This is a genomic window from Promicromonospora sp. NPDC057488 (assembly GCF_042802395.1).
In the GTDB taxonomy this organism is placed as follows: Bacteria; Actinomycetota; Actinomycetes; order Actinomycetales; family Cellulomonadaceae; genus Promicromonospora.
On sequence record NZ_JBHVEG010000023.1, the window covers coordinates 24,872 to 50,298 of the forward strand.

At 72.5% G+C, this 25,427-nt stretch carries 20 protein-coding genes; 13 read left to right on the plus strand and 7 right to left on the minus strand.

Annotation, left to right across the window (positions count from 1 at the left end; genetic code table 11):
- Position 1: 1 nt before the first annotated feature.
- From ACFU5G_RS07205 to ACFU5G_RS07225, 5 genes are all read right to left on the minus strand, one after another.
- Positions 2 to 880, minus strand: a complete 879-nt coding sequence (locus ACFU5G_RS07205; RefSeq protein ID WP_377242222.1) for a type II secretion system F family protein — start codon at positions 878 to 880, stop codon at positions 2 to 4.
- Entirely contained in the window at positions 877 to 2,532 is a 1,656-nt protein-coding gene (locus ACFU5G_RS07210) for a CpaF family protein (protein WP_377242224.1), read from the minus strand. The genes ACFU5G_RS07205 and ACFU5G_RS07210 overlap by 4 nt, the downstream gene beginning before the upstream one ends.
- Positions 2,529 to 3,434: a hypothetical protein gene (locus ACFU5G_RS07215; protein WP_377242227.1), complete on the minus strand. Its 906-nt coding sequence runs from the start codon at positions 3,432 to 3,434 to the stop codon at positions 2,529 to 2,531. The genes ACFU5G_RS07210 and ACFU5G_RS07215 overlap by 4 nt, the downstream gene beginning before the upstream one ends.
- Before the next feature lie 4 nt (positions 3,435 to 3,438).
- Positions 3,439 to 4,134, minus strand: a complete 696-nt coding sequence (locus ACFU5G_RS07220; RefSeq protein ID WP_377242229.1) for an SAF domain-containing protein — start codon at positions 4,132 to 4,134, stop codon at positions 3,439 to 3,441.
- A gap of 504 nt (positions 4,135 to 4,638) precedes the next feature.
- Positions 4,639 to 5,496 (minus strand): sigma factor, encoded by an 858-nt coding sequence (locus tag ACFU5G_RS07225; RefSeq protein ID WP_377242231.1) that lies wholly within the window; start codon positions 5,494 to 5,496, stop codon positions 4,639 to 4,641.
- A gap of 229 nt (positions 5,497 to 5,725) precedes the next feature.
- On the opposite strand from ACFU5G_RS07225, the gene ACFU5G_RS07230 reads away from it, so the two are divergent.
- From ACFU5G_RS07230 to ACFU5G_RS07270, 9 genes are all read left to right on the plus strand, one after another.
- Positions 5,726 to 6,040 carry a hypothetical protein gene (locus ACFU5G_RS07230; RefSeq protein WP_377242233.1) on the plus strand — a complete coding sequence of 105 codons (315 nt, stop codon included), beginning with the start codon at positions 5,726 to 5,728 and terminating at the stop codon, positions 6,038 to 6,040.
- Positions 6,037 to 7,176 carry a hypothetical protein gene (locus ACFU5G_RS07235; RefSeq protein ID WP_377242236.1) on the plus strand — a complete coding sequence of 380 codons (1,140 nt, stop codon included), beginning with the start codon at positions 6,037 to 6,039 and terminating at the stop codon, positions 7,174 to 7,176. Before ACFU5G_RS07230 ends, ACFU5G_RS07235 begins: the two co-directional genes overlap by 4 nt.
- A gap of 13 nt (positions 7,177 to 7,189) precedes the next feature.
- Positions 7,190 to 7,474, plus strand: coding sequence for a hypothetical protein (locus tag ACFU5G_RS07240; protein ID WP_020017354.1), 285 nt, complete (start codon positions 7,190 to 7,192; stop codon positions 7,472 to 7,474).
- Positions 7,475 to 7,582: 108 nt separating this feature from the next.
- Positions 7,583 to 8,311 (plus strand): hypothetical protein, encoded by a 729-nt coding sequence (locus tag ACFU5G_RS07245; protein ID WP_377242238.1) that lies wholly within the window; start codon positions 7,583 to 7,585, stop codon positions 8,309 to 8,311.
- A gap of 6 nt (positions 8,312 to 8,317) precedes the next feature.
- A complete protein-coding gene (locus ACFU5G_RS07250) occupies positions 8,318 to 10,849 on the plus strand; it encodes an ATP-binding protein (protein WP_377242240.1) in 2,532 nt (843 codons plus the stop codon).
- Positions 10,846 to 12,843, plus strand: a complete 1,998-nt coding sequence (locus ACFU5G_RS07255) for a hypothetical protein (RefSeq protein ID WP_377242242.1) — start codon at positions 10,846 to 10,848, stop codon at positions 12,841 to 12,843. Before ACFU5G_RS07250 ends, ACFU5G_RS07255 begins: the two co-directional genes overlap by 4 nt.
- The gene (locus ACFU5G_RS07260; protein ID WP_377242244.1) at positions 12,840 to 13,463 is read left to right on the plus strand and encodes a hypothetical protein; all 624 of its coding nucleotides are present in this window, start codon (positions 12,840 to 12,842) and stop codon (positions 13,461 to 13,463) included. The genes ACFU5G_RS07255 and ACFU5G_RS07260 overlap by 4 nt, the downstream gene beginning before the upstream one ends.
- Positions 13,460 to 14,758 (plus strand): M23 family metallopeptidase, encoded by a 1,299-nt coding sequence (locus ACFU5G_RS07265; protein ID WP_377242246.1) that lies wholly within the window; start codon positions 13,460 to 13,462, stop codon positions 14,756 to 14,758. Before ACFU5G_RS07260 ends, ACFU5G_RS07265 begins: the two co-directional genes overlap by 4 nt.
- A gap of 174 nt (positions 14,759 to 14,932) precedes the next feature.
- Positions 14,933 to 16,459 (plus strand): MDR family MFS transporter, encoded by a 1,527-nt coding sequence (locus ACFU5G_RS07270; protein ID WP_377242248.1) that lies wholly within the window; start codon positions 14,933 to 14,935, stop codon positions 16,457 to 16,459.
- Positions 16,460 to 16,849: 390 nt separating this feature from the next.
- Here the strand turns inward: ACFU5G_RS07270 and ACFU5G_RS07275 are convergent, their stop codons facing one another.
- Positions 16,850 to 18,133, minus strand: a complete 1,284-nt coding sequence (locus tag ACFU5G_RS07275; RefSeq protein WP_377242250.1) for an SMI1/KNR4 family protein — start codon at positions 18,131 to 18,133, stop codon at positions 16,850 to 16,852.
- A 60-nt stretch (positions 18,134 to 18,193) separates the two neighbouring features.
- Here ACFU5G_RS07275 and ACFU5G_RS07280 point away from each other — a divergent pair, with 60 nt between their 5' ends.
- Positions 18,194 to 19,144 (plus strand): ribose-phosphate diphosphokinase, encoded by a 951-nt coding sequence (locus ACFU5G_RS07280; protein ID WP_377242252.1) that lies wholly within the window; start codon positions 18,194 to 18,196, stop codon positions 19,142 to 19,144.
- On the opposite strand, the gene ACFU5G_RS07285 is transcribed toward ACFU5G_RS07280, so the two are convergent.
- A complete protein-coding gene (locus tag ACFU5G_RS07285; protein WP_377242254.1) occupies positions 19,141 to 20,580 on the minus strand; it encodes a CCA tRNA nucleotidyltransferase in 1,440 nt (479 codons plus the stop codon). The genes ACFU5G_RS07280 and ACFU5G_RS07285 overlap by 4 nt on opposite strands.
- A gap of 118 nt (positions 20,581 to 20,698) precedes the next feature.
- Here ACFU5G_RS07285 and ACFU5G_RS07290 point away from each other — a divergent pair, with 118 nt between their 5' ends.
- The 3 genes from ACFU5G_RS07290 (at position 20,699) to murJ (ending at position 25,402) form a co-directional block, all read left to right on the plus strand.
- Positions 20,699 to 21,334, plus strand: a complete 636-nt coding sequence (locus ACFU5G_RS07290; RefSeq protein ID WP_051109607.1) for an NUDIX hydrolase — start codon at positions 20,699 to 20,701, stop codon at positions 21,332 to 21,334.
- On the plus strand, positions 21,331 to 23,580 hold the full coding sequence (locus tag ACFU5G_RS07295) for a DUF6049 family protein (RefSeq protein WP_377242256.1): 2,250 nt from the start codon (positions 21,331 to 21,333) through the stop codon (positions 23,578 to 23,580). The genes ACFU5G_RS07290 and ACFU5G_RS07295 overlap by 4 nt, the downstream gene beginning before the upstream one ends.
- A gap of 85 nt (positions 23,581 to 23,665) precedes the next feature.
- Entirely contained in the window at positions 23,666 to 25,402 is a 1,737-nt protein-coding gene (gene murJ / locus ACFU5G_RS07300) for a murein biosynthesis integral membrane protein MurJ (protein WP_377242258.1), read from the plus strand.
- Positions 25,403 to 25,427: the final 25 nt, after the last annotated feature.

The following is a 25,427-nucleotide window of genomic DNA, read 5'->3' on the forward strand; positions in this document are numbered from 1 at the left end:
GTCAGGCCCCCCGCTCGTCGGGGAGGAACCGCGGGATGGGCTGCCCCAGGCTGATGCGGCGCATCCACAGCAGGCAGACCACGTAGGCGCAGAACAGCACCACGGCGACGACCTGCCCCAGGGGCGAGTCGTAGCCGCTCAGATAGCCGGACAACGCCGTGGCCACCAGGACCACGAGCGTCACGATCGTCACCCAGCGCACGGTCGCGCGCCCGGTCGACCGCTCGGTCTCGATCTCGCGCCGTGCCTTGGCCTGGGCCGACAGCGACTCCGCGAGCTGCCGCAGCGCGGGCGCGACGGCGCCGGTGCGGTTGTCCGACTCCAGGATCATGGCCGACGCGATCATGTCCGCCGAGTAGTCGTCCATCTCCTCCGCCCAGCGGTACAGCGCGGGCTTGATCGGCTGCCGCGCCTCCAGCCGCGCGACGAGGCGGGCGAGCGAGGGCCGCACGGACGGCGCGGCGCTGTGCAGCGTCGCGGCGATGCCCTGCTCCAGGCCGACGGCGCCGCCGGACAGCACGCCGATGAGCGAGCGCACCCAGGCGGTCAGGTCGGTCAGCTTCTCCACCTCGTTGGACTGCGTGGTGGTGCGGAACAGGGACGGCAGCCCCACGATCAGCACCGGCACGATGAGCACGAGCGACCACCAGCCGGTCAGGATGCCGACCACGAGGCCCGCCACCGCACCGACGCCGAGGATCTTGCGCTGCGGGTACAGCGGCCCGCCCTTGGTCAGGCCGAGCAGCCGGAGCAGCCCGTGGAACGGCGGGGTGGTTCGCTTGGGCTTCGGCGTCGGCTCGTACCGCTGCGCGCCGACGACGACGAACCACACGCCGAGGCCGACACCGAGCCCGACGGCTACCGCGATCAGCGTGGTCATGCGGTCCCCCAGAGCCCGTCCCGGTAGTTCAGCAGGTTGGCGTCGAAGCCCTCGTTCTCCAGGTCGGCGAGGAACGACGGCGTCACCTTGGGCACCGCGCGCCCGCCCGGCCCCGGCTCGAACACGTCGGTGATCGCCACCGGGTTGCCGGCCTCGCCGCGCGTCACCTCGATGACCTCGGAGACGTAGCGCACGCGCCGGCCGTCACCCCCGGTGTCGACCCGCAGGAAGACGATGAGGTCGATCGACTGCGCGACCTGCCGGTACGCGTAGGTCTCGGACAGCGTCGAGTCCTGCACGGCCATACCGACCAGACGTTCGACGACGTCGCGCGCGCCGTCGGCGTGCACCGTCGACAGCGAGCCGTTGCCCATCTGCATCGCCTGGAACATCGACACGATCTCGGGCCCGCGCACCTCACCGACGATGACGCGGGAGATGTTGTGCCGCAGGGACTCGTAGACGTTGACGTTCGTGTTGATCTCGCCCACGCGCCGGCCCGAGGTGCTCATCTCGCCCGAGCCCTCACGCGTGCGCAGCGCGACCACGCGCTTGTGCTTCTCGGGCTCGAGGTGCAGGTAGAGCTCGTAGTCGGTCTCGATCGTGGCGATGGACTCCCAGGGGTCCAACCCGGCGCAGAGTGCGCGGAGCAGCGTCGTCTTTCCGCTGCCCTGGCCCTGGCCGGACACCACGATCGACTTGCGCGCGCGGATCGCCGCGGTGAGGAACTCGACCAGCACCGTGTCGATGGTGTCGTTCTCGCGCAGCAGCTCGAGGTCCACCGACTGCAGGCGCTGCAGGCGGATGGTGACGCGCGGCCACGGGACCACCCAGCCGACGGCGGCCAGCCGCACGCGCCCGGGCAGGTCCAGGTTGAGGAACGGGTTGGCCCGCGTGAACGAGCGCTCGTTCGCCGGGTCGCGCGCCGCGAGGAACTGCAGGAAGTCGATGAGCTCGGCGTCGGAGTCGGCGATCGGCTCGGCGTACATCCGGCGGCCGTCGCCCATCAGCAGGAGCACGGGTGCGGTACCCGTGATCTCGATGTTCTCCACGTCGGGCGTGTCGATGAGCGGCTGCAGCCGGCCGAGCCGGAACAGCGCGTCGAACAGGGCCCGCGTCACCTCGACCTGGTACTCGGTGGTCCAGTTGCGCTGACCGCCCGAGAGCAGGGCGTCGTTGTGGTCGCGCACCACCTGCTGGATCAGCTCCTGGCCCAGTGCCTCGCGCTGCTCCTCGTCCAGCTCGCGCGTGGACAGCGCGTTGGTGAGCCGCGAGGACACCTCGCCGCGCAGGCTGTTCACCTGGCGCCAGAACTCGGAGTCGCGCAGGCGCGGGTTGCCGGGCTGGCCGTGGTATTCCCGGCCGGCCCGGGCCACCGCCCCGACCCAGGGCGAGGCCCCGCCGCCCGACGGCGACGGCGCGCCGCCCCCGGGTCGTGCGGGCGCAGCCCGGTCGGGCTCGACGGTGCGTGCCTGCCCGTTGCCCGGCTCCGCGGCCGGCGGGTTCCAGGTGTTCTGCACGGCGGCAGGGCGTCGGCCCGTCATGTTCTCCGCATCGGTGTCTGGAGCACGACGCGGGAGGGCCGGGGCCCGGTCGTCCGCGTCGTGGAAGATCGGCAGGGAAGAGAGGTCCGGGAACTCGGGGGTGTTCACGCGTCACCCCGCCAGGGTCCGGCGCCCTGTCCGCTCCACGACGCGGAGCGGACGCCGGCACCTGACTGCTCGGGCGGACGGCGCGGACCGGTGCCCCGGCCCACCTCGCTCGGCCCGGTGGAGAACCGGGCCCGCCGCTTCTCCGTGCGGTCCTGGAGTCGCGAGATCACCGGCCCGGCGGACCGGACCAGCGGCGACGTCGAGTAGCGCCGGCCGGCGGGCGAGCCCACCGACAGCACCTCGGCGTTCACCGGGTCCCACGCCAGCGAGCCCACGGTGCCGAGGCCGAGCGTGCGCGCGATCTCGTTCGCGTCGTAGGGCCGGCCGGGCCCGACGGTCAGGGCGGTGAGGTTGGTGAGCTCGCGCGCCGCGGCGTCGACGACGGAGGTGCGGGACTTGACCAGCTCCCGCGTCACCGCGATGTCGGGCAGGCGCGAACCCGTGGTGATCAGCACCTGGTCGGCCAGGCGGACGATCGGCTCGCGGTCCTCCCGGACCGCGCCGCCGGTGCCGAGCCGGCCGAGGTCGACGAGCACGTCGATGCCGCCGCGCTCCAGCGCGACGAGCTGGTTGGCCAGCGGCCCCCAGAGGTTCGCGACGGCGGGGGCGGTGTGCGGGCTGACGATGCCGGGGAGCAGCTTCTTGTCCGGATCGTTTCGAACGAGCGGAATGGTCTGCTCCCAGAACGCGGCCTCGAGATCGCCGTGGGAGTGCGCGATGGCGAGGGGCTGCAGGCCGCGGTCGTGCGGCAGCTGCCCGCGGAAGTACCCGGCCAGGATCGACGACCCGGCGAGGTCCGCCTCCACGAGCAGCACGGGACGAGGCCACTGGAGCGCCAGCACGAGGGCCGCGGTCGTGGTGCCCGGCGAACCCTTCGCGTTGGCCAGGGCGATGAGAGCCACCGGATCACCCGGCCCCGACGGCGTCGATCACGAGCGCGACCCGGCCGGTCGCGGCGCGGGCCGCGAGCGCGGCGGCGTTGTTCGAGGCGACCTGCACGTCGACGACCACCTGGTCACCCAGGGTCGACTGATCGCTCCTGACCACGGTGGCGGCGATCGAGAACGGCGCCTCGGCGGGCGGCTCGCCGCCGGTGGCCGGCGTCTCGACGATGCGCACGGCATCCCCGGACTTGGGCCAGGTGGTCGGCATCTGGTTGGGCGCGAGCGCGACGCCGACGATCGACTGCCCCGCGGCGGGCTGCAGCTCCTCCGCGAAGCTGTCCTTCGTGATGAGCTGGCCGGCCTTGAGGTCGGTCGTCGCGATCCTGTCCTTGACCAGGTCGAACTCGTCGGCCGAGATCGGCTGGAGCGCGGTCGGCCCCGTGGGCAGGTCGACGGTGGTGATGTTGCCCGGCGTGATCGCCGAGCCGCGCGCGACCTCCTTCGTCACGGCCAGCACCTGGTACGTCTGCCCGAGCGAAGTGGTCAGGTAGACGCTCCCGAGCACGCTCAGCGCCACGAGCGCCAGGCCGAGCGCGATGAGGGCGGGCCGGCGTCGGGCACGCGTGGGTTTGAGCGGCCCGGGTGGTGCGGGTCGCTGGGGTCTTGTCGCAGACCGGGCCTGCTGGTCCTGGTTCGCGACCTTCGTGCCACTGCTCAACGTGCCGTCTCCTCCGAGCCCATCGACAGAGTCCGCCAGGGATCTTCCCGGAGCGGAACCCGAAGAGGATCCCATGCCTGCGCCTGTCTCCACCGTGCTCCCGCCGTGCTGTCGAAGGCCTCCTGCGGTGTCACAGGTGTGTCACCGCAGGTAATCCTCATGCAGACGGCCGGACCCGGCAGGTTGAACGCTAATCAGCGTTCCGGATGCTCGCTAGGTCAAGGAGACTTCAAAGTTGTGGAGAAGACTTGAATATTGAGTGACCCTCAGACAATCGTTCGCTGGCATGTCAGAACCACAGTTGTGGCATTGACTTCGCAGGTCAGCCCGTGAGATAGGGCCGGCCGCGGCGGTGCGGTTCGAGGAGGAATCGACGGCAAAACCTTGACGACACCGAGTGCCACGAGGCAGCCGGACAGAACGAGAGGGCCCCGCTGGCGGTGGGGCCCTCTCGCGATGAGGAGACTTGGAACGACCTTCAGGGCATCACGCACCCCCCAGTGCTCAGCCCGTCGGCCGCCGTCGTCCCTCACCGTCCCGTTCGCCCGGCTGTCCCCCAGACAGACCACCGGACTGAACGGCTTCCGCCAGCCGTCGCACTGCGCGACTCGCCCGCTGGCGCAAGGCTGCGTGCGAGATGCCCAGCTCGTGGGCCACCCGCCGCTGATAGTTCCCGCGACCCGAGCCGAGCTCGGCGTACTCCGGGAGATCGGGGTCCGGCGCGTAGAGCCGCGCCAGAAGTGCTGACTCGTCCCGCGTGAGGACGCTCTTGTCGAGCCCCCAGGCGATGACGTCGAGGACCTCGCCCGTGGTGCCGAGCGAGAGGCTCGCGAGCGAGTAGACCGCGTCGGGCCCCGCGTCGGGCGTCGTCGGCCGCTCGAGGACAGTCAGCGTGTTCGTGTCGGTGGGGATCTCCGCCACCTGGGGGCCGCGGCTCGCTCGCCCGCCCCGTGCGTGCGGCGCCCGGTCGCCGACGACGCGCGTCAGGGTGTGCCCCTGCAGCCACATCGCGACGCGGCTGCTGCGCGCGAGGTCGTAGTGGGTGATCGCGTCCCACATCGCGGCGGCGGCCTCCTGCTCGAGGTCCTGCACGTCCGGGTAGTGCCGGCGCGACTTGCGCACGATGGTGCGGACCGCGGGCAGCATGCACTGCAGCACCGCCCGCCCCGCGGCGAAGCTGCCGCTCGCGTGCTCGACGATGAGCGCGTACAGCACCTCGTCCGCCTCTTCGGGCGCGAGGCGCACGGGCTCACCCCTGCGCAGTCCCGCGAGCCTGGGGAACCGTGCGACGAAGCGATCGATCTCGGTGGCGAACGATCGCGTACGGACCAGGTCTGCCCAGTCGTGGTCGAGCTCTCGCATCAGCGTTCCTGATGCCGGTGCCGGTGTGCGTGCAGGCATGGCGGTTCCCCCCTCCGTCTGCCCCGAGTCCACCGGGAGGGTGTTGCCCGCCACTGTTGCCCGCTCGTCCGGAGCTCATGTGACCTGCGTCACAGTCGAGCAAAACCCCTGCTCGACCGATGTCACACGAACGCATCACCAGCCATTTGTGCTCAGCAGACGCAACTGACGGAACAACGGGAGAGGCGAGATGAGCAAGGACGAGCTCGACCAGGCGCCCGGCGCCGGACTCGGCAGCACCGACCTCGGCAGCGCGGACCCAGGGCCTACGGCCTTCGACCACACGTGGTCGCTGCTCCGCGACACGGCCGAGGTGCACGCCGCACGCGGTGAGGTGGCGCCCGTGGTGCGCGACCTCATCGCATCCCTCTCCGAGGACCCCCTCGGAGAGAACGACACGACCATCCGCCTCACCGAGGCGCTCGACAGCCCCCGCGTGCGCAGCGCCCGCGAGGCCCGCGAGCGCATCCGCGCGGACCTGCAGAACGAGGTGCACACCCGATGAGCTCGCTCCTCGTGCGCCGTCGGGGCAAGAAGGCCGCCAAGCCGGCCGAGCTGCCCGCCCCCGCCGACGGCGCCCCCGGTTCCGCCTCGCCCTGGGCGGGCGGACCCGAACGGCCCGCGACTCCCCCGGCATCGGGCGGCGGCGGGAACGACGGCGACCCTCCCCCGCAGGTCGTCGAGTGGTCCAACGGTCCGGCCCTGGCCACCAAGGCCTGGGGCGCCCTGCTGGCGCTCGCGCTGCTCGCCGGTCCCGCCGCCCTGGCGTGGACCCTGCTGCGGCCCGAGCCGGCGCCCGTCGCCGTGGCCGCGGGTTCGGCGAGCACCGCGGAGTCCGCCGCCGCCACCGAGCGCGCGGTCGAGCTCGTGGAGACCTGGCTGCGGGCCGACAGCAACGACCAGCAGCTCATCGCCTCCCTGACGAACGCCCCGGTCGGAACTCTCCCCCAGGAGGGCCTGACCATCCGCGACTCGTCGGTGGCGCAGGTGGAGCAGGCGGAGAACGCCGTCTGGTCCGTGACGGTCGGCGTCGACGTCGCCGAGCCCGCCCCGGGCTCGACGCCGCCGCCCGCGGACGCGAAGGGCGAGCAGGCCGAGGTCGCGCTCGTCTGGGTGCGCCGCTACTTCCAGGTGCCCGTGCTCGTGCAGCGCACGGACACCAGGTACTCCGGCCCGGACCTCGCGGTCACGGCGCTCGCGCTGCCCTCACCCGTCCCGGGACCCGCCGCCGCGGCGGACGCCCCGGACCTCGACTACTCCGAGACCATCTCCCCGACGTCGGCCGCGGGTCAGTCCGCCACCGGCTTCCTCGCGGCGATGATCGCGGGCGACGGCGAGATCACGCGCTACCTGGCCCCCGGCACCTCCGTCTCGGCGATCACCCCCGCCCCGTACTCGGCCGTGGCCGTGACGGGCATCAAGGGTTCGCACGAGGTCACGGAGGACCCCGCCGACGGCGACGGCACGCACGCCCTCATCACCGCCGAGCTCACCAGGCTCGACGGCAACAAGACGACCGCCCAGTACGTCCTCACGCTCGTCGCGCGGGACGGCCGCTGGGAGGTTGCCGGCGTTGAGCCGGCGGTCCGTATCGACACGACGCCATCCGGCACGATCGACCCCGGCACCGCCGGGGAGTAACGAAGGAGAAACCATGATCAGCGAGATCGTTATGGCCGACGGCTTCCTCGACCTCATCACCGTGAAGTCCGAGGAGGTCAAGAGCGCAATCGAGTCCGTGACCTTCGTGGTCGTCATCCTCATGGTCGTCATCACCGCGGTGAAGACCAAGATGTCGATCGCGGCCATCCTGATGTCCGCGATCGTCGGCGGGATCGTCCTGTGGCTCGTGAACGGTGGCATCAACGTCACCTCCGACCTCGCCCGGGACGAGTTCGACTCCGCCCCGGCGATCGTGAACACGCAGACAGTTCTCTGACGGCCGGTACCGGCAGGTCAGACACATGGGCAAGGCGCTGGGGGCAAGGCACAGGGTTGGTCTGACGGGCGCGTCCGCGCGCCCGGCGTGTGGTGAGGAGGGTGTCCGGTGACCGAGACCGCGAAGTTCTACACGAAGGCCCGCCGCATTCCCATGCTCGTGGGGAAGCTGCCCAGTGGCGGGCGCATCTGGGGTGGGCCGTACACCATCACCCAGGTGGGAGCGGGCGCCGTGGTGGCGTTCGCCCTGTGGAAGACCGCCCCGCTGTGGGCGCAGCTCGGCGGTTTCATGAACATCGTGGTCGCCGTCGGGGTGGTCGTGGGCGTCGTCTGGGCCACGGGCAAGCTCCCGAGCTCCGGGCGCAACCCCGTCGCGTTCGTCATGGACGCGATGAACCTGACCTCCAGCCCGGGACGTCTGTCGGGCGGACAGGTCGCCCTGCCCAAGCCGCGCCTGATGACGCACCGCGTCATGGTCGTGGTGCCTGGGGCCGCCGCTCACGTGGCCCAGCCCGTCCGGGCCGCGGTCCGGCCCGCCGAGGCCGTCCCGCCGACCGTGGTGCGTCCCGTGCCGACCGAGCTCCTGCCGGAGCTGACCGCCCGGGGACCCGCGGACGCGACGTTCGAGGGCCGGCGGCTCGACCCGAGGCCAGGCCCGCAACCCGGGCAACAGCCCGGTGCGCCACCGAGCAGACGCTCGCCGGCCGACTGGGCGGCAGCCGCCGCGACCGCGGCGGCGGACCGCAGGAACAGCGACCTCACCGGTGTGGGGCAGCTGCTCGCCGGCCAGCAGAAGAACCCACCCACCACCCCGCCGACCACCCCGCGAGAGGACTGAGCCCCCATGCTGAGCCACATCTCGGCCCTGACCGACGGCCTCATGTGGACCCGCACCGGGACCGTGTGGGCGGTCTGGCGCGTGTCCCCCGTGCCCTACGCGTTCCAGCCGGACGACAAGAAGCACGCGGCGCGGCGCCACCACACCGCGCTCTACCGCGCGCTGCGCGGCGAGTCCCTGCACCTCGGTCTGACGGCGGCCACCGACCCGGCCTCCGTGGTCCTCGCGATGATCGAGGGCGTCGACCTGACCGAGCGCGAGGCGTGGGCCGCCGAGTGCGAGGCCACCCTCGACTTCCTGGAGCAGATCCCGATCGGGCGGCGGGTGCACTGGATCGCCGCGCCCCTGGCCAACCCCGGCGCCAAGGCCTTCATGGAGCCGCTGCAGGCGAGCTGGACCACGCTGCAGGACACCCTGATGATGCCGCGCTCCGTGCCCGGCCGGCACGCGATCGGCGAGCGCGCCGCCCAGGCGGAGGCGCTGCGCAAGGAGATGCCCTCGGCGTTCGACCCCCAGCCGGCGTCCGTGGCCGAGATGGCGTGGATGTTCGGCCACGCGATGCAGCGTGGCCTCGGGCTCGACACCGCGGTGCCGGTCGACGGTTCGCTCGACGCCGAGATGCACCTGTCCGGTCCCTCGGTGCTGCCGTCCGCGCTCATCGACCCGGCGGGGCAGACCGACTCCGAGAAGAAGCTCGGCCCGCTGCAGATCCTGAAGCGGCCGTACGTGAAGGTGCTCGACCCGACCAACCCCGAGCTCGCGTCGTACCAGACGACGCTCGTGGTGAGCGACACGCCGTCGGGCGGGATCGTGTACCCGGGGTGCGAGTGGATCGGGCGCGTCGACGAGTCCGGTGTGCCGTGCGACTGGGCCATCCGGATGACGGTGCGCTCGCGCGACGAGGTGACCAACCGCAACCGGCGCGCCGTCCGCACGCTGAACGACCAGTTCGACCAGCGCTCCGAGGAGGAGCGCGCCGGCTCGTCCCTGGACACGACGGCGCGCGCCCTGGGCGAGTACCAGGCGGTCATGGACGCCGACGAGCTCGAGGTCGAGGTCGACGCCACCACCATGTTCACGGTCTCGGGCCACACCCCGGAGCAGGCGCTCGACGACGCCCGCGACCTGACCAAGTACTTCGCCGCCATGCAGTTCTCGCTGCGCACCGACCCGACGATCCAGCCCACGCTCTTCGACGCCACGCTGCCGGGCATGCCGACGCCTCGCGCGGTGCGTGAGTACTCGCAGATCACCACGGCGCGGGCCTTCTCGGCGGCGGTGCCGTTCGCGACGACCGAGCTGGGCGACACCTCCGGCGCGCTGTTCGCCCTGGAGATCTCGAACGGGGCCGCCCGGCCGAACCCGGTGTTCGTGAACCTGGCCGGCGCCACCGACAAGCTGGACGTGGCGCTCGCGATGGGCTTCGTGGGCGAGCTGGGCTCGGGCAAGTCGGTGAGCATGAAGACGGTGGCCATGGACAACGTCGACATGGGCGCCACGCTCATGGCGGTGGACCACACCGAGATGGGCGAGTGGGGCATCGCCGTCTCCGAGATCCCCGGCTCGCAGGTCGTCGAGATCTCGGAGGACGCGACGGTCTCCATGGACCCGCTGCGGATCCTGCCGCCCGCCCAGGCACCCCGCGTCGCTCGCGCCTTCCTCACCGTGCTGCTGTCCGTGCAGACCAAGTCGGAACAGAACGTGCTGCTGTCCAAGGTGCTGCAGACCGAGTACATGTGGCGGCACAAGATCACGTCGCTCGGCTCGCTCGCCCGGCACCTCGAGGAGGACTGCGAGTTCCCGGGCGCCCGGATGCTGGCCGACGAGATGCGCATCTTCTCGGAGCTCGACTTCGGCCGCGCCCTGTTCGACGACACGCTGCCGCCGCTCGACCTGAGCTCGCCCGCGATCGTGCTGCACACGCACAAGATGCAGCTGCCCTCGCGCGCCGACATGGAGCACGGGCACCTCTTCGCCGAGCTCAAGGCCGAGAAGGTGTTCGGCCGCGCCACGTTCGCGCTCATCGCGGCCCTGGCCCGGTACCGCTGCTTCGCGGACCGCTCCCGGCTCGACATCTTCGCCGCGGACGAGGCGTCCAAGACGATGTCGTCGCCCGAGGCGGCCGAGGAGATCGGCACGTTCATCCGCGACGGCCGGAAGCACAAGGCCGCGCTCCTGCTTGGCAGCCACGACGCCGAGGAGGACTTCGGCAACGAGGTGGTGCGCGGTCTGATCCCGTTCCGCGTGCTGCTGCGCCACCGCGACTCCAACCTGGCCCGCAGAGGCCTGCGCTGGTTGCACGGTCTGCCGACCGACGCCCAGGTCGACGAGGGCCTGGTCAAGCTGGTCACCGAGGGCACCGCCCCGGTGACGGACTCCGCCGTCGGCGTGGTCGAGGAGCGCCGGGGCGAGTGCCTCATCCGCGACTTCCAGGCCCGGTACGGCCGGGCGAAGGTCATGGCGCCGCTCGTGGAGAAGCGCGCCCAGACGGTCAAGACGACGCCGACGAGCTCCTCCGGTGCGGTGATCGGGGCATGATCCGGCTGGCGCCCCTCGCGTTCGCCGACCCGCAGGGTGGGCTGAACCTCGAGGACACGCAGGGCGTGAACTACAACCGGTTCACGCTCCAGTGGGACACGGGCTCGCCGTGGAACCCGCTCAACGTCGACTCCGAGATCTTCTCGACCCTCGCGGGCATGTTCTGGGTCTGGTACCGCGACATGGTCGCGGTGCAGATCTGGGTGCTCGACTGGGTGCTCGGGATGGACTGGCTCGGCTACATCCTGGCGCCGCTCGCCGGGCTCAGCGTCATCGTCAAGGGCATGATCGCGCAGGTCGGCCTGCTGAACCTGATGCTGATCATCCTGGCGTTCGTGGTCGGGTGGTGGCTGCTCAAGGGCCGCTACGCCGGCGGTTTCATGGAGCTGATCATCGGCTGCGTGATCGCCGCGCTGGCCACCGGGTTCCTCGCCGACCCGATGGCCGTGGTCGGCGGGCAGAACGGCGTGATCGTGCAGTCGCGGGACGCCGGCATGGACATCGCGACCGGCTTCGCCACCGAGGGGGCGTCCTTCCAACGCGACGCGACGGTGATCCGGGACGGCCTCAAGGGCCAGCTCGTGGACACCCTGCTGCGCGCGCCGCACCAGATCATCAACTACGGCTCGGTCATCGACGGTACGGGCTGCGAGGACACCTACACCGAGAACGTGGGCCGGGAGAACGCCGTCGACGAGATCGGCGGCTGCGACGCGGCCTACCAGGAGGCGGCGTCCACGGTCGACGCCGGCACGGTCGTCTCCACGCTGAGCCTGCTCACCACCGGGTTCGTGTTCCTGCTGCTGTCCGTGGTGATCGTGGGCGGCACCATCTTCGCGGTGCTGCTGCTCGGCTGGTCGGCGATCAAGCTGCTCTGGCAGCTGCCCGTCGGCGTCATCTCCAGCGGTACGCGCGCCCAGCTCTTCCGCACGTTCGCGAGCGTGGGCTTCGGCTGCATCCTCGTCGCGATGGCCACGATGTTCTTGGTCGCGTGGATGAAGATGCTGCTCGGCTTCTACGACGCGACGAGCGGCCTGCCGTTCCTCGTGCGGCTGTACCTCTTCAACACGCTGGTCGTGGCGGGCGCCGTCTTCTACGTGCTCATGGGCGCGAGCGTGCGGCAGGGCCTGCGGGCCCTGGCCGACAAGCTCGCGGCCGCCGGCGTCCCCTCCCAGGTCGGCGAGCCCGCCGCGATGCCGTGGGACGGCACCGCCAAGTGGCGCGACCGGTACAACAAGGCCAAGTCCTGGGCCGGCGTCGGGCTCGGCCCGGCCCCGGTGCAGCCGAACGGCAACGCCGTGGAGGTCGACGGCGACGCGCCCCCGGCGGCGGGCCCGTCCGCCATGGACGGCACCCCCGGTGCCGGGACGGTCGGTGGCGCGGCCGCCGGCGCGGCGGCGGGTGTCGCAGCGGGGCGGGCCATGTCCGACGACAACCGGACCGTCCCGATCCCCGTCGACGCCTCGGGCCCCGACGGCGGGCCGGACGGCGGCCCGGGCAACGGGTCCGGCGGCAGCGCCTGGACCACCGCGGCCCGGACCGTCCAGGACGGTTCGCCCGACGGCGGACGCACCGCCGGGGACCAGGTGCCCGACGCGACGAACGCCGGCGAGAAGGCGTCGAACGAGCCGTCGCCCCACCTGCCGCCGACGGCGGGCGAGCGGCTCACCGACCGGCTGGGCAGCGCCGGCCGCGCGGGGACGTCGATCGCGCTGCAGGCAGGTGCCATGGTCGCGAGCGGTGGCACGTCCGCCGCGGCGGCCGGCGCGTCCAAGGCGCTCACGGTGGTCCGCAAGGCCGGACAGGCCAAGCAGGTGCTCGGGGCCGTGCGCGGCCTCGGCCGGCGGGGAGAGCGCTCGCAGAGCGCGGCCCGGCTCGCCCAGTCCCTGAACGCGGCGCGGCAGGGCGGCGCGGCACCGGGCGCCGGCCCGCAGCCCTCCGCCATCGTGCACAACCCCGGACGGCGACAGATGCGGGGGCTGGGCCGCTCATGAAGCGCACCGTGATCGTCGTGCTGACGGTGATCGTCCTCGCGATCGGGACCTGGATCGGGTGGCCCCGCGAGGGCGGTCCCGCGGCCGACCCGACCGCGGAGGTGGGCGACGTCGTCACGCCGGGCGGGCAGGACGACTTCGACAACCCCGTGGGCACGTCCGACGACGCCGGCGATGCGCCCGCCACCGAGGAGGTCGACCAGCAGCCGGGCGCCGGTGACCCGGCGGTCGAGGTGACGGCCGAGCCGGAGTTCGACGAGGCCGCGCCGGCCGAGCCGGTCGAGGCCACGTGGGACAAGGCCGTCCGGCAGGCCGCGCGCGACGCGGCCCTGGCGACCATGACCGCGTTCGCGGCGAAGGACCAGGCGGGGGACGCCTGGTGGGACGGCCTGAAGCCGCTCCTGACGCCGCAGGCGCAGCCGGTCTACCAGGACGTCGACCCGCGCCTCGTGCCGGTCACCGAGGTGACCGGTGAGCCGGAGGTCACCGACGAGACGTCCACGCTCCTCGCCGAGGTGGCCGTGCCCACGGACATCGGCGCCTACACGGTGCTGCTGACCAGGGTCGACGGCGCGGCACCCTGGCTGGCCGAGCAGATCAGGCCGCCGGAGGGGTCGTGAGCGGGCGGGACACCGTCGGGCTCGCGACGCGGGCCGTGTCGCAGGCGGTCCGGACCTCGCGGTCGGGCAACGGCAGGAAGAAGGACGACTCGACCCGGCGTGCCGTGCTCGTGCTGGCCGTCCTGGCCGCCGCCGTCCTGGCGGTCCCCGCGGCGGTCATCGCGATGGTCGTGCTCGTGGGCGGCGCCGTCAGCGAGAACCAGTCGCAGAACGGCTGCAGCATGTCGGCGTCGGTGGTACCCGCCGGGCAGGTCGACGCCGCAGGCGGCTTCACGGCCGAGCAGCTGCAGAACGCTGCCGTGATCCTCCAGGTCGGCGAGGAGCGCGGGGTGCCCGCCCGCGCGCAGGCCATCACCGTGATGACGGCGCTGGGCGAGTCCGGCATGCGCAACCTGAACTACGGCGACGACCGGTTCGGCGTGCGCAACCCGGACGGCTCACTGACCTCCTCGATCGGCATGTTCCAGGAGCAGAAGTGGTACGGCACCGTCGAGGAGCGGCTCGACCCGGTGCAGTCGTCGGGCCGGTTCTACGACCGCCTCCTCGCCATCACCGGCTGGGAGACGCTCGAGCCGACCATCGCGGCGCACAAGGCGCAGCGCAACGCCGACCCGTACCACTACCAGAAGTACTGGGACCAGGCGCTGGAGGTCATGCAGCTGGTCAGCGGCGCCGACAAGGAGGACCTCGCCGGGCTGTCCCGCTCCATCCAGGGCGCCGCGGCGGCCGCTCCCTGCATGTCCGGCTCCGTCGGTCAGGCCGCCGTGGGCATCGGCGGCTGGGCCAACCCGGCCGTCGGGACCAAGGCGTCCGGGTTCGGCCCCCGCAACACCGGCATCGCGGGCGCGTCGACGTACCACCTGGGCCAGGACATCGCGGCGTCGTGCGGCACGCAGGTGTACGCGGCCGCGGCGGGACGCGTGGTGATCTCCGGCGCGACCGGCTGGGGCACCGGCAACACGATCCGGATCGAGCACGGCATGGGCCTCGACTCGACCTACGGGCACCTGCTCACCGGCACCAACCTGGTCCGCGTGGGCCAGACCGTGCAGGCCGGGCAGCAGATCGCCTCCATGGGCGGCGACTCGCGCATCGACCCGGCGGGCGCCGGGACGTCGTCGGGCTGCCACCTGCACTACGAGGTACGGATGAACGGCCAGGCCGTGGACCCGGAGCCGTTCATGGCCGGGCAGGGCGTGACGCTCGGCGTCGCGACGCCGGTCACCGAGCCGGTCTCCCCCTCGGGCGGCCCGGCGGCCGGCGACGCCGAGCCGGCCGGCGCAACGGGGAACTGAGTCCGGTCCGGGTCGACGACCGACCGATGATTTCTGCTGACCGCAGACGTCGACAAAAACAGGTCGCGATCATCGCCGGGAATACTCCACGATGGTCCGGCGTCGTTAGACGTAGGTCGTGTGCAATGTCGCTCTCGATCTCGGCCCGCGCACCGTACCGAGAGGGCAATCCCCATGACGACCGAAATCCTTGACACCGCTGATCCGCTGGACGACCGCACCAGCCGCCCGACGTCGGGCGGCGCCGTGGTCGACGCCCCGGTTCAGGCGCGCCCCGACAAGCTCGCCCCCGGCCACTTCCGGGCCATCGCGCTGCTGATGGCGAGCGCCTTCACCGTGATCCTCAACGAGACCACCATGTCGGTGGCCCTGCCGCCGATCATGGACGAGCTCGGCGTGACCCCGACGGTCGGCCAGTGGCTCACCACGGCGTTCCTGCTGACGATGGCAGTCGTGATCCCGGCGACCGGGTTCCTCATCAACCGGCTCGGCACGCGCGGCGCGTACCTGCTGGCGATGTCGCTGTTCACCGTCGGCACCGCGCTGGCGATGATCGCGCCGGGCTTCGGCGTCCTGGTGACGGGCCGCGTGGTGCAGGCGACGGGCACGGCCATCATGATGCCGCTGCTCATGACCACGATCATGACCATCGTGCCGGCGCACATGCGCGGCCGGGTCATGGGCAACGTCGGTCTGGTCATCGCGGCGGCGCCGGCGCTCGGCCCGACGCTCTCCGGTGCGATCCTCGAGCCGCTCGGCTGGCGCGGCGTGTTCGGCGTGGTCCTGCCGATCGCGGTGCTGGCGCTGGTCGCCGGCCTGCTCTGGATCCGCGACGTCAACGAGAAGGAGCACCACACGCTCGACCCGCTGTCGCTGCTGCTCACGCTGGTCGCGTTCGGCGGTCTGGTGTGGGGCCTGTCGGGCCTCGGCGAGGGCGCGCACGCGGGCGGCGGGCTGAACCCGTGGATCCCGCTGGGTACCGGCCTGGTGTTCCTGGGCCTGTTCATCTGGCGGCAGATCGTGCGGCAGCGGACCGAGTCCGCGCTGCTGGACCTGCGCACGTTCCTCGAGTCCAACTTCCGCGTGGCGATCGGCATCATGGCGGTCGCGATGCTCGCGATGCTCGGCACCCTGATCGTCCTGCCGCTGGTGCTGCAGGAGGCGATGGGCCTGTCGCCGCTCCAGTCCGGGCTGATCGTGCTGCCCGGCGCGCTCGCGATGGGCCTCCTGGGTCCGGTCGTCGGCCGCTGGTACGACCGGGTCGGACCGCGTCCGATCCTCGTGCCCGGCACGGTGCTCGTGACCCTCGGCATCGGGATGCTCGCGTTCCTGCACCCCGGCATCTCGCCGTTCTACGTGCTCGGCGCGCACGTCCTGCTGAGCCTGGGCCTGGCCGCGGTGTTCACGCCCCTGTTCAGCGCGGCGCTCGGTGTGCTCAAGCCGCACCAGTACTCGCACGGCTCGGCCACGATCAACACCGTGCAGCAGGTCGCGGGTGCGGCGGGTATCGCGCTGTTCATCGCGATCATGACGCTCCGGTCGGACACGCTGACGGCCGCCGGGGAGTCCGCCGCCGACGCCCTGACGTCCGGTGCCAGCCTGGCGTTCGCGATCGGCGCCGGTGTGATGGCCCTGACCATCGCGCTGGCGGTGCTGATCAAGCGGCCCGAGACCGACGGCGAGTTCCAGGGCGGGCACTGACACCTGAGCGGCCGGTCGCCGCGCGTGCCTGACGAGGGCGGGAACCCATCCGGGTTCCCGCCCTCGTCGCGTCGGGCGGCGGGCCGCCGGGCAGCCGGGCAGCCGGGCAGCCGAAGGCAGACAGCACCCAATCGGCACGTGCCGGCCCTCCTGAATTTTGTTCACGCCTGACCCGACATCACCGGCTGTGCCGGACTGTTCAGCGCAGGTGAATCAACCGGTCCCCCGCTGAACGAAGTTCACCGGTCCCGGCACCCTCTGACGGGGTAGGTCTTCCGAGGGAGCAGAGTCCGGCGCACGAACCTCATCGACGAAACGCGCGGCACCCGGGCGTGAGGTGCCGCGACCTTGCAGGGCGTCGAGCACGAGCGGCCGGCCTGCGCGCCGTCGTCAGCGATCGAAGAGACGGCCGAGCAGACCCTTGCGCCGCGGACGATCCGCCGCCGGGCGCGTCAGCCGGGTGACCTCGATCAGCTCCTGACCGCGCAGCTCCAGCAGCCGGTTCGCCACCGCGATCGCCTCGGGCAGGGCGGGCGGCACCGCGCGGTCGGGCACGAATCCGGCGGCCTTGAGGCCGGTCGGGACGGTTCCGGCGTCGAGCCGCTCCGCCCAGGCGGCCGGGTCGAGGTTCAGGAACTCGGGGTCCGACGCCGAGCCGGGGCCGGCCTCGCCGCCGTCCGGCCCGTCGGACCTGTCCGGAACGGCATCATCGGATCCGGGCACCTGACCGGCGAGCAGCGCCGCCAGGCTCTCCGCCCGGTAGGTCGCCCCGGCCCGCTGCTCGTGGTCGAGCAGCACGATCTGCCCCAGGTGCCCGTCCGGCCCCGGCGCGAGATCGGCGGCCCAGACGTTGCCGGCGCCGTCCGTGCCCACGGGGAACCAGAGCGGCGACCCGACCGCGGACTGCACCCGGCCGGTGGGATCCGCCGGCGCCGACGTGCCGACGTCGGCGGTCCAGGTGCTGAACCGGGCCGCAGGCAGGAACGCCTCGCGGAGAAAGCTCCCGTGCAGCGGCACGATCTCGAACCCGCCGAACAGGTCCTCCTGCGGCTCGAGCCGCAGGTTGCCCGACCCGGCCGCCGCGTACAGGGCCCGCACCTCGGCGGTCAGCCGCGCGCCGTCGGGCAGGGCCGCCTCCGCCTCGTCGATCTCCTCGGGCGCCGCGCCGGCGGCGTCGGGCATCCGTTCCGCGACCACCCGCGTCACCGCGTCCGCGTCCGCGGACGCCGCCGGGGTGCCGTCGGGCGGCGGCGAGATCGTCTCCCGGTACCGCGCCGGGAGCGCGCCGGGCTCCAGCACCACCTCGAGCACCGGCGTGACCGGGCCGGACACGACGGCGGGCGGCAGCGTGACCAGCTCGACCACGTCGTCGTCGGGGTCCGCCGCGGCCACGACCCGCACCGGCTGCCCGGCCTCGGGTGCCAGGTCCGCGATCGCGCGGAGGGCGTCATCGAGCTCTGCTTTGGGCCCCCGCCCGCCGGTCCGGGCGGCCTCTCGCGCGGCCTCGCGATAGTGCGCACGGCGGGCGGCGGCGTCGCCGTCGTCCAGGTAGGTCCCGTCCCAGGTGCCGCCGCCGACCGTGCCGGCGAACTCGCTGACGCCCGTCCCGGGCGGTGCCGACCGGCGCAGCGCGTCGACGAAGGGCTCCCAGACCTGCCACTCGGTGAGGCTCACGATCCACATGATGCCTGCTCCGGCCGGGCGTGTCGGCTCGACGTTCCGTAGACTCCAGCCATGGCCGAGGTGAGGGTCTTTGCCGGAACCGGGGGCCAGCGTTTCGCTCGGGAGATGTGTGCTGATCTCGACGTCCCGCTGAGCCCGATCAACATCCAGCGCTTCGCGAACGACTGCCTGCAGGTCCAGCTCCTGGAGAACTGCCGCGAGCGCGACGTCTATCTCGTACAGCCAGTGGTGCGTCCCGCGCAGGAGAGCCTGATGGAGCTCCTGCTGATGATCGACGCCGCGAAGGGCGCGTCGGCCGCCCGGATCACCGCCGTCATGCCGCACTTCGCGTACGCGCGCTCGGACAAGAAGGACGCCCCGCGCATCTCGGTCGGTGGCCGCCTCGTGGCGGACCTGCTGGAGACGGCGGGCGTGAACCGCATCCTCACGATGACGCTGCACGCGCCGCAGGTGCACGCGTTCTTCCGGGTGCCGACGGACCAGCTCAACGCGCTACGGGAGCTGGCGGCGCACTTCCTGCCGAGCGACCTCTCGAAGGCCACGGTGGTCTCCCCCGATCTGGGCAACGCGAAGAGCGCGTCGGCGTTCGCGAAGATGCTCGGCATCCCGGTGGCGGCGGCCGCGAAGGAGCGGTTCGACGGCGACCGGGTCGAGATCACCTCGCTCATCGGCGACGTGACCGGCCGCGACATCATCGTGCTCGACGACGAGATCGCCAACGGCTCGACGATCCTGGCGATCCTCGACCTGCTCCGGGAGCACGGCGCGCGCAGCGTCCGGATCGCCTGCACGCACGGCATCTTCGCCAACGACGCCGCGCACCGCATCGCGGCCGACCCCGACGTGGTCGAGATCGTCACCACCAACACGGTGCCGTCGACCGGTCTGCTGAACCACGACAAGCTGACGGTGATCAGCGTGGCCCCGGCGTTCGCGGAGGCGGTCCGCCGCATCCACACCGGCGAGTCGGTCAGCGCCCTCTTCGACCCGACGCACGTCTAGGCCCGCTCGGCCCACCACTTCCTGAGCTCCTCCGTCGCCGCCTCCTCGCCCAGCGGGCCGCGCTCCATGCGCAGGCCCAGCAGGTACTTGTAGGCCTCGCCGACCTCGCGCGACGGCGAGATGCCGAGGATCGCCATGATCTGCGTACCGTCGAGGTCGGGTCGGATCGCGTCGATCTCCTCCTGCTCGCGCAGCGCGGAGATGCGGTCCTCCAGGTCGGTGTACGCGTCGGAGAGCCGCTTGGCCTTGCGCTTGTTACGCGTGGTCGAGTCGGCACGGGTGAGCCGGTGCAGCCGCTCCAGCAGCGGGCCGGCGTCGGTCACGTACCGCCGGACGGCGGAGTCGGTCCAGGCGCCGTCGCCGTACCCGTGGAACCGCAGGTGCAGCTCGACGAGGCGGGACACGTCCTTGACCACCTGCTTCTCGTACTTGAGCGCCCGCAGCCGCTTGGCGGTCAGCTTGGCGCCGACCACCTCGTGGTGGTGGAAGCTGACGCCGCCGCCGGACTCGAAGCGGCGCGTCGCGGGCTTGCCGATGTCGTGCAGCAGCGCGGCGAGGCGGAGCACCAGGTCCGGGGCGGGCACCGCGCCGTCGGCGCCGGTCTCCTGCGCGATCGCCTGGTCCAGGACGGTGAGCGAGTGCTGGTAGACGTCCTTGTGCCGGTGGTGCTCGTCGATCTCGAGCTGGAGCGCCGGCAGCTCCGGCAGCACCTGCTCGGCGAGGCCGGTGTCCGTGAGCACCTCGAGCCCGGCCCGCGGGTTGTCGCTCAGGATCAGCTTCGTGATCTCCGCCTGCACGCGCTCGGCCGACACGATCTCGATCCGCTCGGCCATCGCGACCAGCGCGGCGAGCGTCCCTGGTTCCACGTGAAACGAGAGCTGGGCCGCGAACCGCGCGGCGCGCATCATGCGCAGCGGGTCGTCGTCGAACGAGCGCTCGGGCGCGATGGGGGTGCGCAGCACGCCGGCCGCGAGGTCGGTGAGCCCGTTGAAGGGGTCCACGAAGGTCAGGTCGGGCACGCGCACGGCCATGGCGTTCACGGTGAAGTCGCGGCGCGAGAGGTCGCCGTCGAGCGAGTCCCCGAACTCCACGAGCGGCTTGCGGGACGCCGGGTCGTACTTGTCCGTGCGGTACGTCGTCACCTCGACCACGACGTCGCCCCGGCGCGCACCGATGGTGCCGAACTCCTTGCCGATGTCCCAGTGGGCGTCGCCCCAGCGCGCGAGGAGCCGCTGCGTCTGGTCCGGCGAGGCCGACGTCGCGAAGTCGAGGTCGTTGCTCGCGCGGCCGAGGAAGGCGTCGCGGACCGGGCCGCCGACGAGCGACAGCTCGTGACCGGCAGCGCGGAACTGCTCGCCCAGCTCGAGCGCGGCGGGCGCCATCTCGGTCAGCACGCCGAGCGCGCGGCGCAGCAGATCCTGCTCAGGGGTAGACACAGCCCAAGATTCTCCCAGACGCTGCGCGGCCCCACTCACCGGGGACCAGCTCTGCCCGAAACCGCCCGCACCCCCTCACCTGACCAGATCAAGGGTGGTCAGTCGGTAGTGTTGGGGCATGTCCACCCCTGTTCCGGCGAGCGACGGTCCAGACGGTCGCCCGGAGGTGCCCCCGCCGCCCGGCGGGGCCCCGTTGCGGGTGAACCCTGCCCGGCGTGCCGCCGCCGCGACCGCCCCCGTGCACCTGCCCATCGTGGACGAGACCTCGGCCGGCGGACTCGTCCTGCGGGCCGAGTCCGAGCGCCCCGAGGAGTTCAGCGCGGCAGTGCTGCTGCGCCGCAACCGCACCGGCCGGCTGGAGTGGTGCCTGCCCAAGGGCCACCTCGAGGGTCGCGAGACCCCGCAGGAGGCCGCGATCCGCGAGATCCGCGAGGAGACCGGCATCCGCGGCTCCATCCAGGCGGAGCTCGGCGTGATCGACTACTGGTTCACCGGTGAGGACCGGCGGGTGCACAAGGTGGTGCACCATTACCTCTTGCGCGCGGAGGGCGGTCACCTGACCGTGGAGAACGATCCGGACGGCGAAGCCGAGGACGCTCTCTGGGTCAGGGTGGACGAGCTCGCCGAGCGCCTGTCGTACCCGAACGAGCAGCGACTGGCCGCGGCCGCCCTGGATCTCCTCGTCTCCTCGAGGAACCTCCGGGACGCGCTGCGCGCCGACGCCTTCCCCACGGAGCGCCCCGACCTGCCATGAAGCAGCAGCCCGACCTCTCCCGCAGTCCCGCCCGCAGCCGGGCGGCCCGCCGTACCGGCACGCTCGGCGCCGTGCTCCTGGCGGGCGCGGTGCTCGTCGGGTCCGCGCTGCCCCCGGCGGCCGCCACCGGTCCGACGCCGGCGCGCGCCACCACCGACGCCGCGGTCACCCAGCCGCTCGCCACGACCACCTCCGCCGAGGCCGGGGCGCTCGACGTCGCCGTCACCGACATCTCGCACCCCGTCGCACGTCCCGGGGACGAGGTGACCATCCGCGCGGAGGTCACCAACACGAGCGACGCCACGGTGTCCGACGCCGTAGCCCAGCTGACGATCGACTACGTCGCGATCACGTCACGCCTGGCGATCGAGGAGTGGGCCACGGCCGGCCTGCTCGAGCCGGTCCGGGGCGTGCCCGTGCCGAAGTCGGTCGGGGACCTCAAACCGGGCGCGTCCAAGAGCGTCTCGTTCACCTACGACCCGGGTGCCCAGACCTTCGAGGGCTTCGGCGCGCGCAAGCTCGCCGTCGCCGCCGGCGACGCCTCGGGCCGCCTGGGCATCGCCCGCTCCTTCCTCGTGTACGACGCCGACGGCCTCGAGCGGACGCCCATGCAGCTCAGCGTCCTGGCCGCCGTCACGAGCCCCGCGATCGACCCGGCCGACCCGAGCACCGCCGAGATCGAGCTGGCTCAGCAGACGGCGACCGGGCAGCGCCTCGACGGCGTGCTGCAGGTCGCGGAGAACGCGAAGGTGTCGCTGGCGATCGACCCCGACACCATCGGCGTGGCCGCGGCGTCGGACGACCCGGCGCTCATCGACTGGTCCGAGCGCATGACCGCGGCCGCCGCGGACACCACCACGTACACCCTCCCCAGCCACGACCCTGACCTCGCCGCGCTCGCCCACGCGAACGTGCGCACCACGGGCACGCGCAGCTTCCTCCAGGCACCGCGCGAGGGGAACTGGGAGGTCCCGGAGTCGTGGCGGACCAACCTGGCCTGGCCGGCCGACGGCGTCGTGCCCGACGTCGCGACCCTCAGCCTGGCAGTCGCGGCGGAACGCCGGCAGGTCGTCGTCGGCAGCGGCGGACTCGCGTACGAGGGCGCCGGTACCGTGACGGGCCGGGCCGACCTCCGCGTCCCGGGCGGCACCGCGCGCGCCGCGGTGGCCGACAGCGCCCTCACGCGGGCCTTCCTCTCCGCCACCGACCTGTCGGGCGCGGACGACGGGACCTCCGCGGAGAGCTCCACCTCGACGAAGGCCGCGACCAGCGCGGCCACCCCGACCGAGGGCGCGCAGCGGCTGCTCGCCGAGACCGCCGCCGTCGTGACGCAGACGCCGGCCACCCCGCCGTCGCTGCTGATCGTCGCGCCGCGGACCTGGACGCCCGACGCCGAGGGCGCGAGCAAGATCCTGGACGAGCTCGACGAGGCGGGCTGGGTGGACGTCACGACCGTCGACACGCTGTTCGCGCAGGACCCCCCGGACGTGGCCCGCGCCGAGCTGGCGAGTCGCAGCGCGGCCAAGGCCGAGCTGGGCGTGTCAAGCGTCAGGGCCCTGGAGCGGGCGCGCGACGCCGTCGTCACGTTCTCGTCGGTCGCCGGCGAGCGCGCCCGCGAGATCTGGGAGCCCGGTGTCACCCACCTGATCGCCCCGCTCGCCGTCGCGCACCGCGCCGACACCGGGCTGCGGGAGACGCTGGTCAAGCAGACCCTGGAGGCGTCGAACGCCCTCACCAAGCAGTCCGTCAGCGTGGTGCCGCGCCAGGACGTCAACTTCATCACGGACAAGGGCAACATCCCGGTCCGCGTGCGCAACACGCTCAACGTCGACGCGACGGTCACGGTGGTGCTGCGCCCCGACCACCCGCGCCTGACCGTCGACGACCGCATCACCGAGGTCATCCCGGCAGGCCGGGAGATGGACGTGCAGGTGCCGGTGCGGGCCATCGGCTCGGGCGACGTCCGGGTGGACGCTCATGTGCTCACCCCGAACGGCGCCAAGATCAACGACGACTCGTCGTTCCAGGTCCGCGTCCGCGCGGGCTGGGAGGAGCTCGGCACCTGGATCGCCGCGGGGCTCGTCGCCCTGCTGTTCCTGGCCGGGATCTGGCGCACGGTGCGCCGCGGGCGGTCGCCGTACCGCGCCACCAGCAAGGACGTAGAGGAGGCCACGGGAACGGCCGCCGAGGCGCCGGGTTCCGCACCGGCGGCGCCGGCGGACTCCGTGGCCGTCCGGGCAGAGTAAGGTTTCGGCCGCCGCACACGTCGGCCGAACAGCGCCGGGCAGGGGCCCAGACCACGGGAGTAGTCGCTTGACCCAGGAGAACGCCGTGACCGCATCGACCGACCCAGCGTCGGACCCGAGCGCCGATGCCGCGAGCGGACCGGGCGCGCCCGAGACGCCGACGGCCGCGGCGTCGTCGACCAACAACCTGGGGCGCAACTCGATTGTGATGGCGGCCGGCACGGCCGCCTCCCGCCTCGGTGGGCTGGTCCGCAACCTGATGCTGGTGGCCGCCATCGGCGCCACGGGCACCGTCGCCGACGCGTTCGACGTCGCGAACAAGCTGCCCAACGTGCTGTTCGCGATCCTCGCGGGCGGCATGCTGAACGCCGTCCTCGTGCCGCAGATCGTCAAGGCGTTCCGCGCGCACAACGCGCAGGAGCGCGTCGACAAGCTGCTCACGATCTCGGCCGTCGGCATCCTCGCGATCACCGCCGTGCTGACCGGTGCCGCCGCGTGGGTCGTGATGCTCTACACCGACGGCTGGTCGGCGGAGCAGCTCGCGCTGGGCACCGTCTTCGCGTACTGGTGCATCCCCCAGCTCTTCTTCTACGGCCTGTACACGCTGCTGGGCCAGGTGCTGAACGCCCGCGAGCAGTTCGGTCCGTTCATGTGGGCGCCGGTGGCCAACAACGTGGTCTCCGTGCTCGGCTTCGGGATCTTCCTGGCCGTCTTCGGTGGCGCCGACGCCGGGATCAACGACCTCGCCGAGTGGAACACCCCGCGCACCGTCCTGCTGGCCGGCACGGCCACGCTCGGCATCGTGGCGCAGGCCCTCGTGCTGCTCGTCCCGCTGCTCCGCTCGGGCTTCCGCTGGAACCTCCGCCTCGGCCTGCGGGGCATCGGCCTGCGCTCGGCGGGCGCCGTCGCGATGTGGACGTTCGCCGCCGTGGTCCTGGAGCAGGCGGGTGTCCTGTACCTGACCCGGGTCGCGTCCGAGGCCGGTGCCGCGAGCACGGCCACGGAGTCGTTCGCCGGTAACGCGTCCTACACGCAGGCACTCCTGATCTACCTGCTCCCCCACTCCCTGGTCACCGTCTCCATCGCCACGGCGCTGTTCACGGGGATCAGCAAGGCCGCGCAGGAGGGTGACACCGACAGGGTCCGCGACGATCTGTCCCTGGGGCTGCGCACCATCGGCGTCTTCACCGTGTTCGCCACGGCGGCGCTCGTGGTGCTGGCCGGGCCGCTCACCGCGTTCATCGTCCCGACCGCGGGAGCCGAGGACACCGCCCTCATCGCGCCCGTCCTGGTGGCCCTCTCGTTCGGGCTGGTGCCGCTCGGCGGCATGGCGCTCATGAAGTGGGTCTACTACGCCTACGAGGACGGCCGCTCGGTCTTCTGGATCACCGTGCCGTCGACGGTCGCCCTGGTGGCCGGCCTGGTCGCCGCGCAGCTCTGGCTGCCGATCGAGCTCTGGGTCGTCGCCGCCGGTGGCGCCTACGCCCTGTCGAACTGGATCACGGTGCTGCTGCGCACGGGCGGCCTCAAGCGGAAGCTCGGCGGCCGCCTCGACGGCGGGCGCATCTTCGTGCTGCACGCCAAGGCGGTGCTCGCCGCGGCGGTCGCCGGCGGTGCCGGGTGGGGCGTCTACCAGCTGGTCGGCGGGTTCGACGCACTCGCCTTCGGCAGGGGCTGGGTGCTCGCGATGCTCAGCGGCCTGTGGGTGACGGCGCTCTGCGGCCTGGTGATGCTCGGCGTCTACGTCCTGCTCCTGCGCCTGTTCCGGGTCCGGGAGCTCGACCGGCTGCTCGGCCCCGTCCTGGCTCGCTTCCGGCGCTGACGCGCGCCGTCGTCGTACGGGAAGC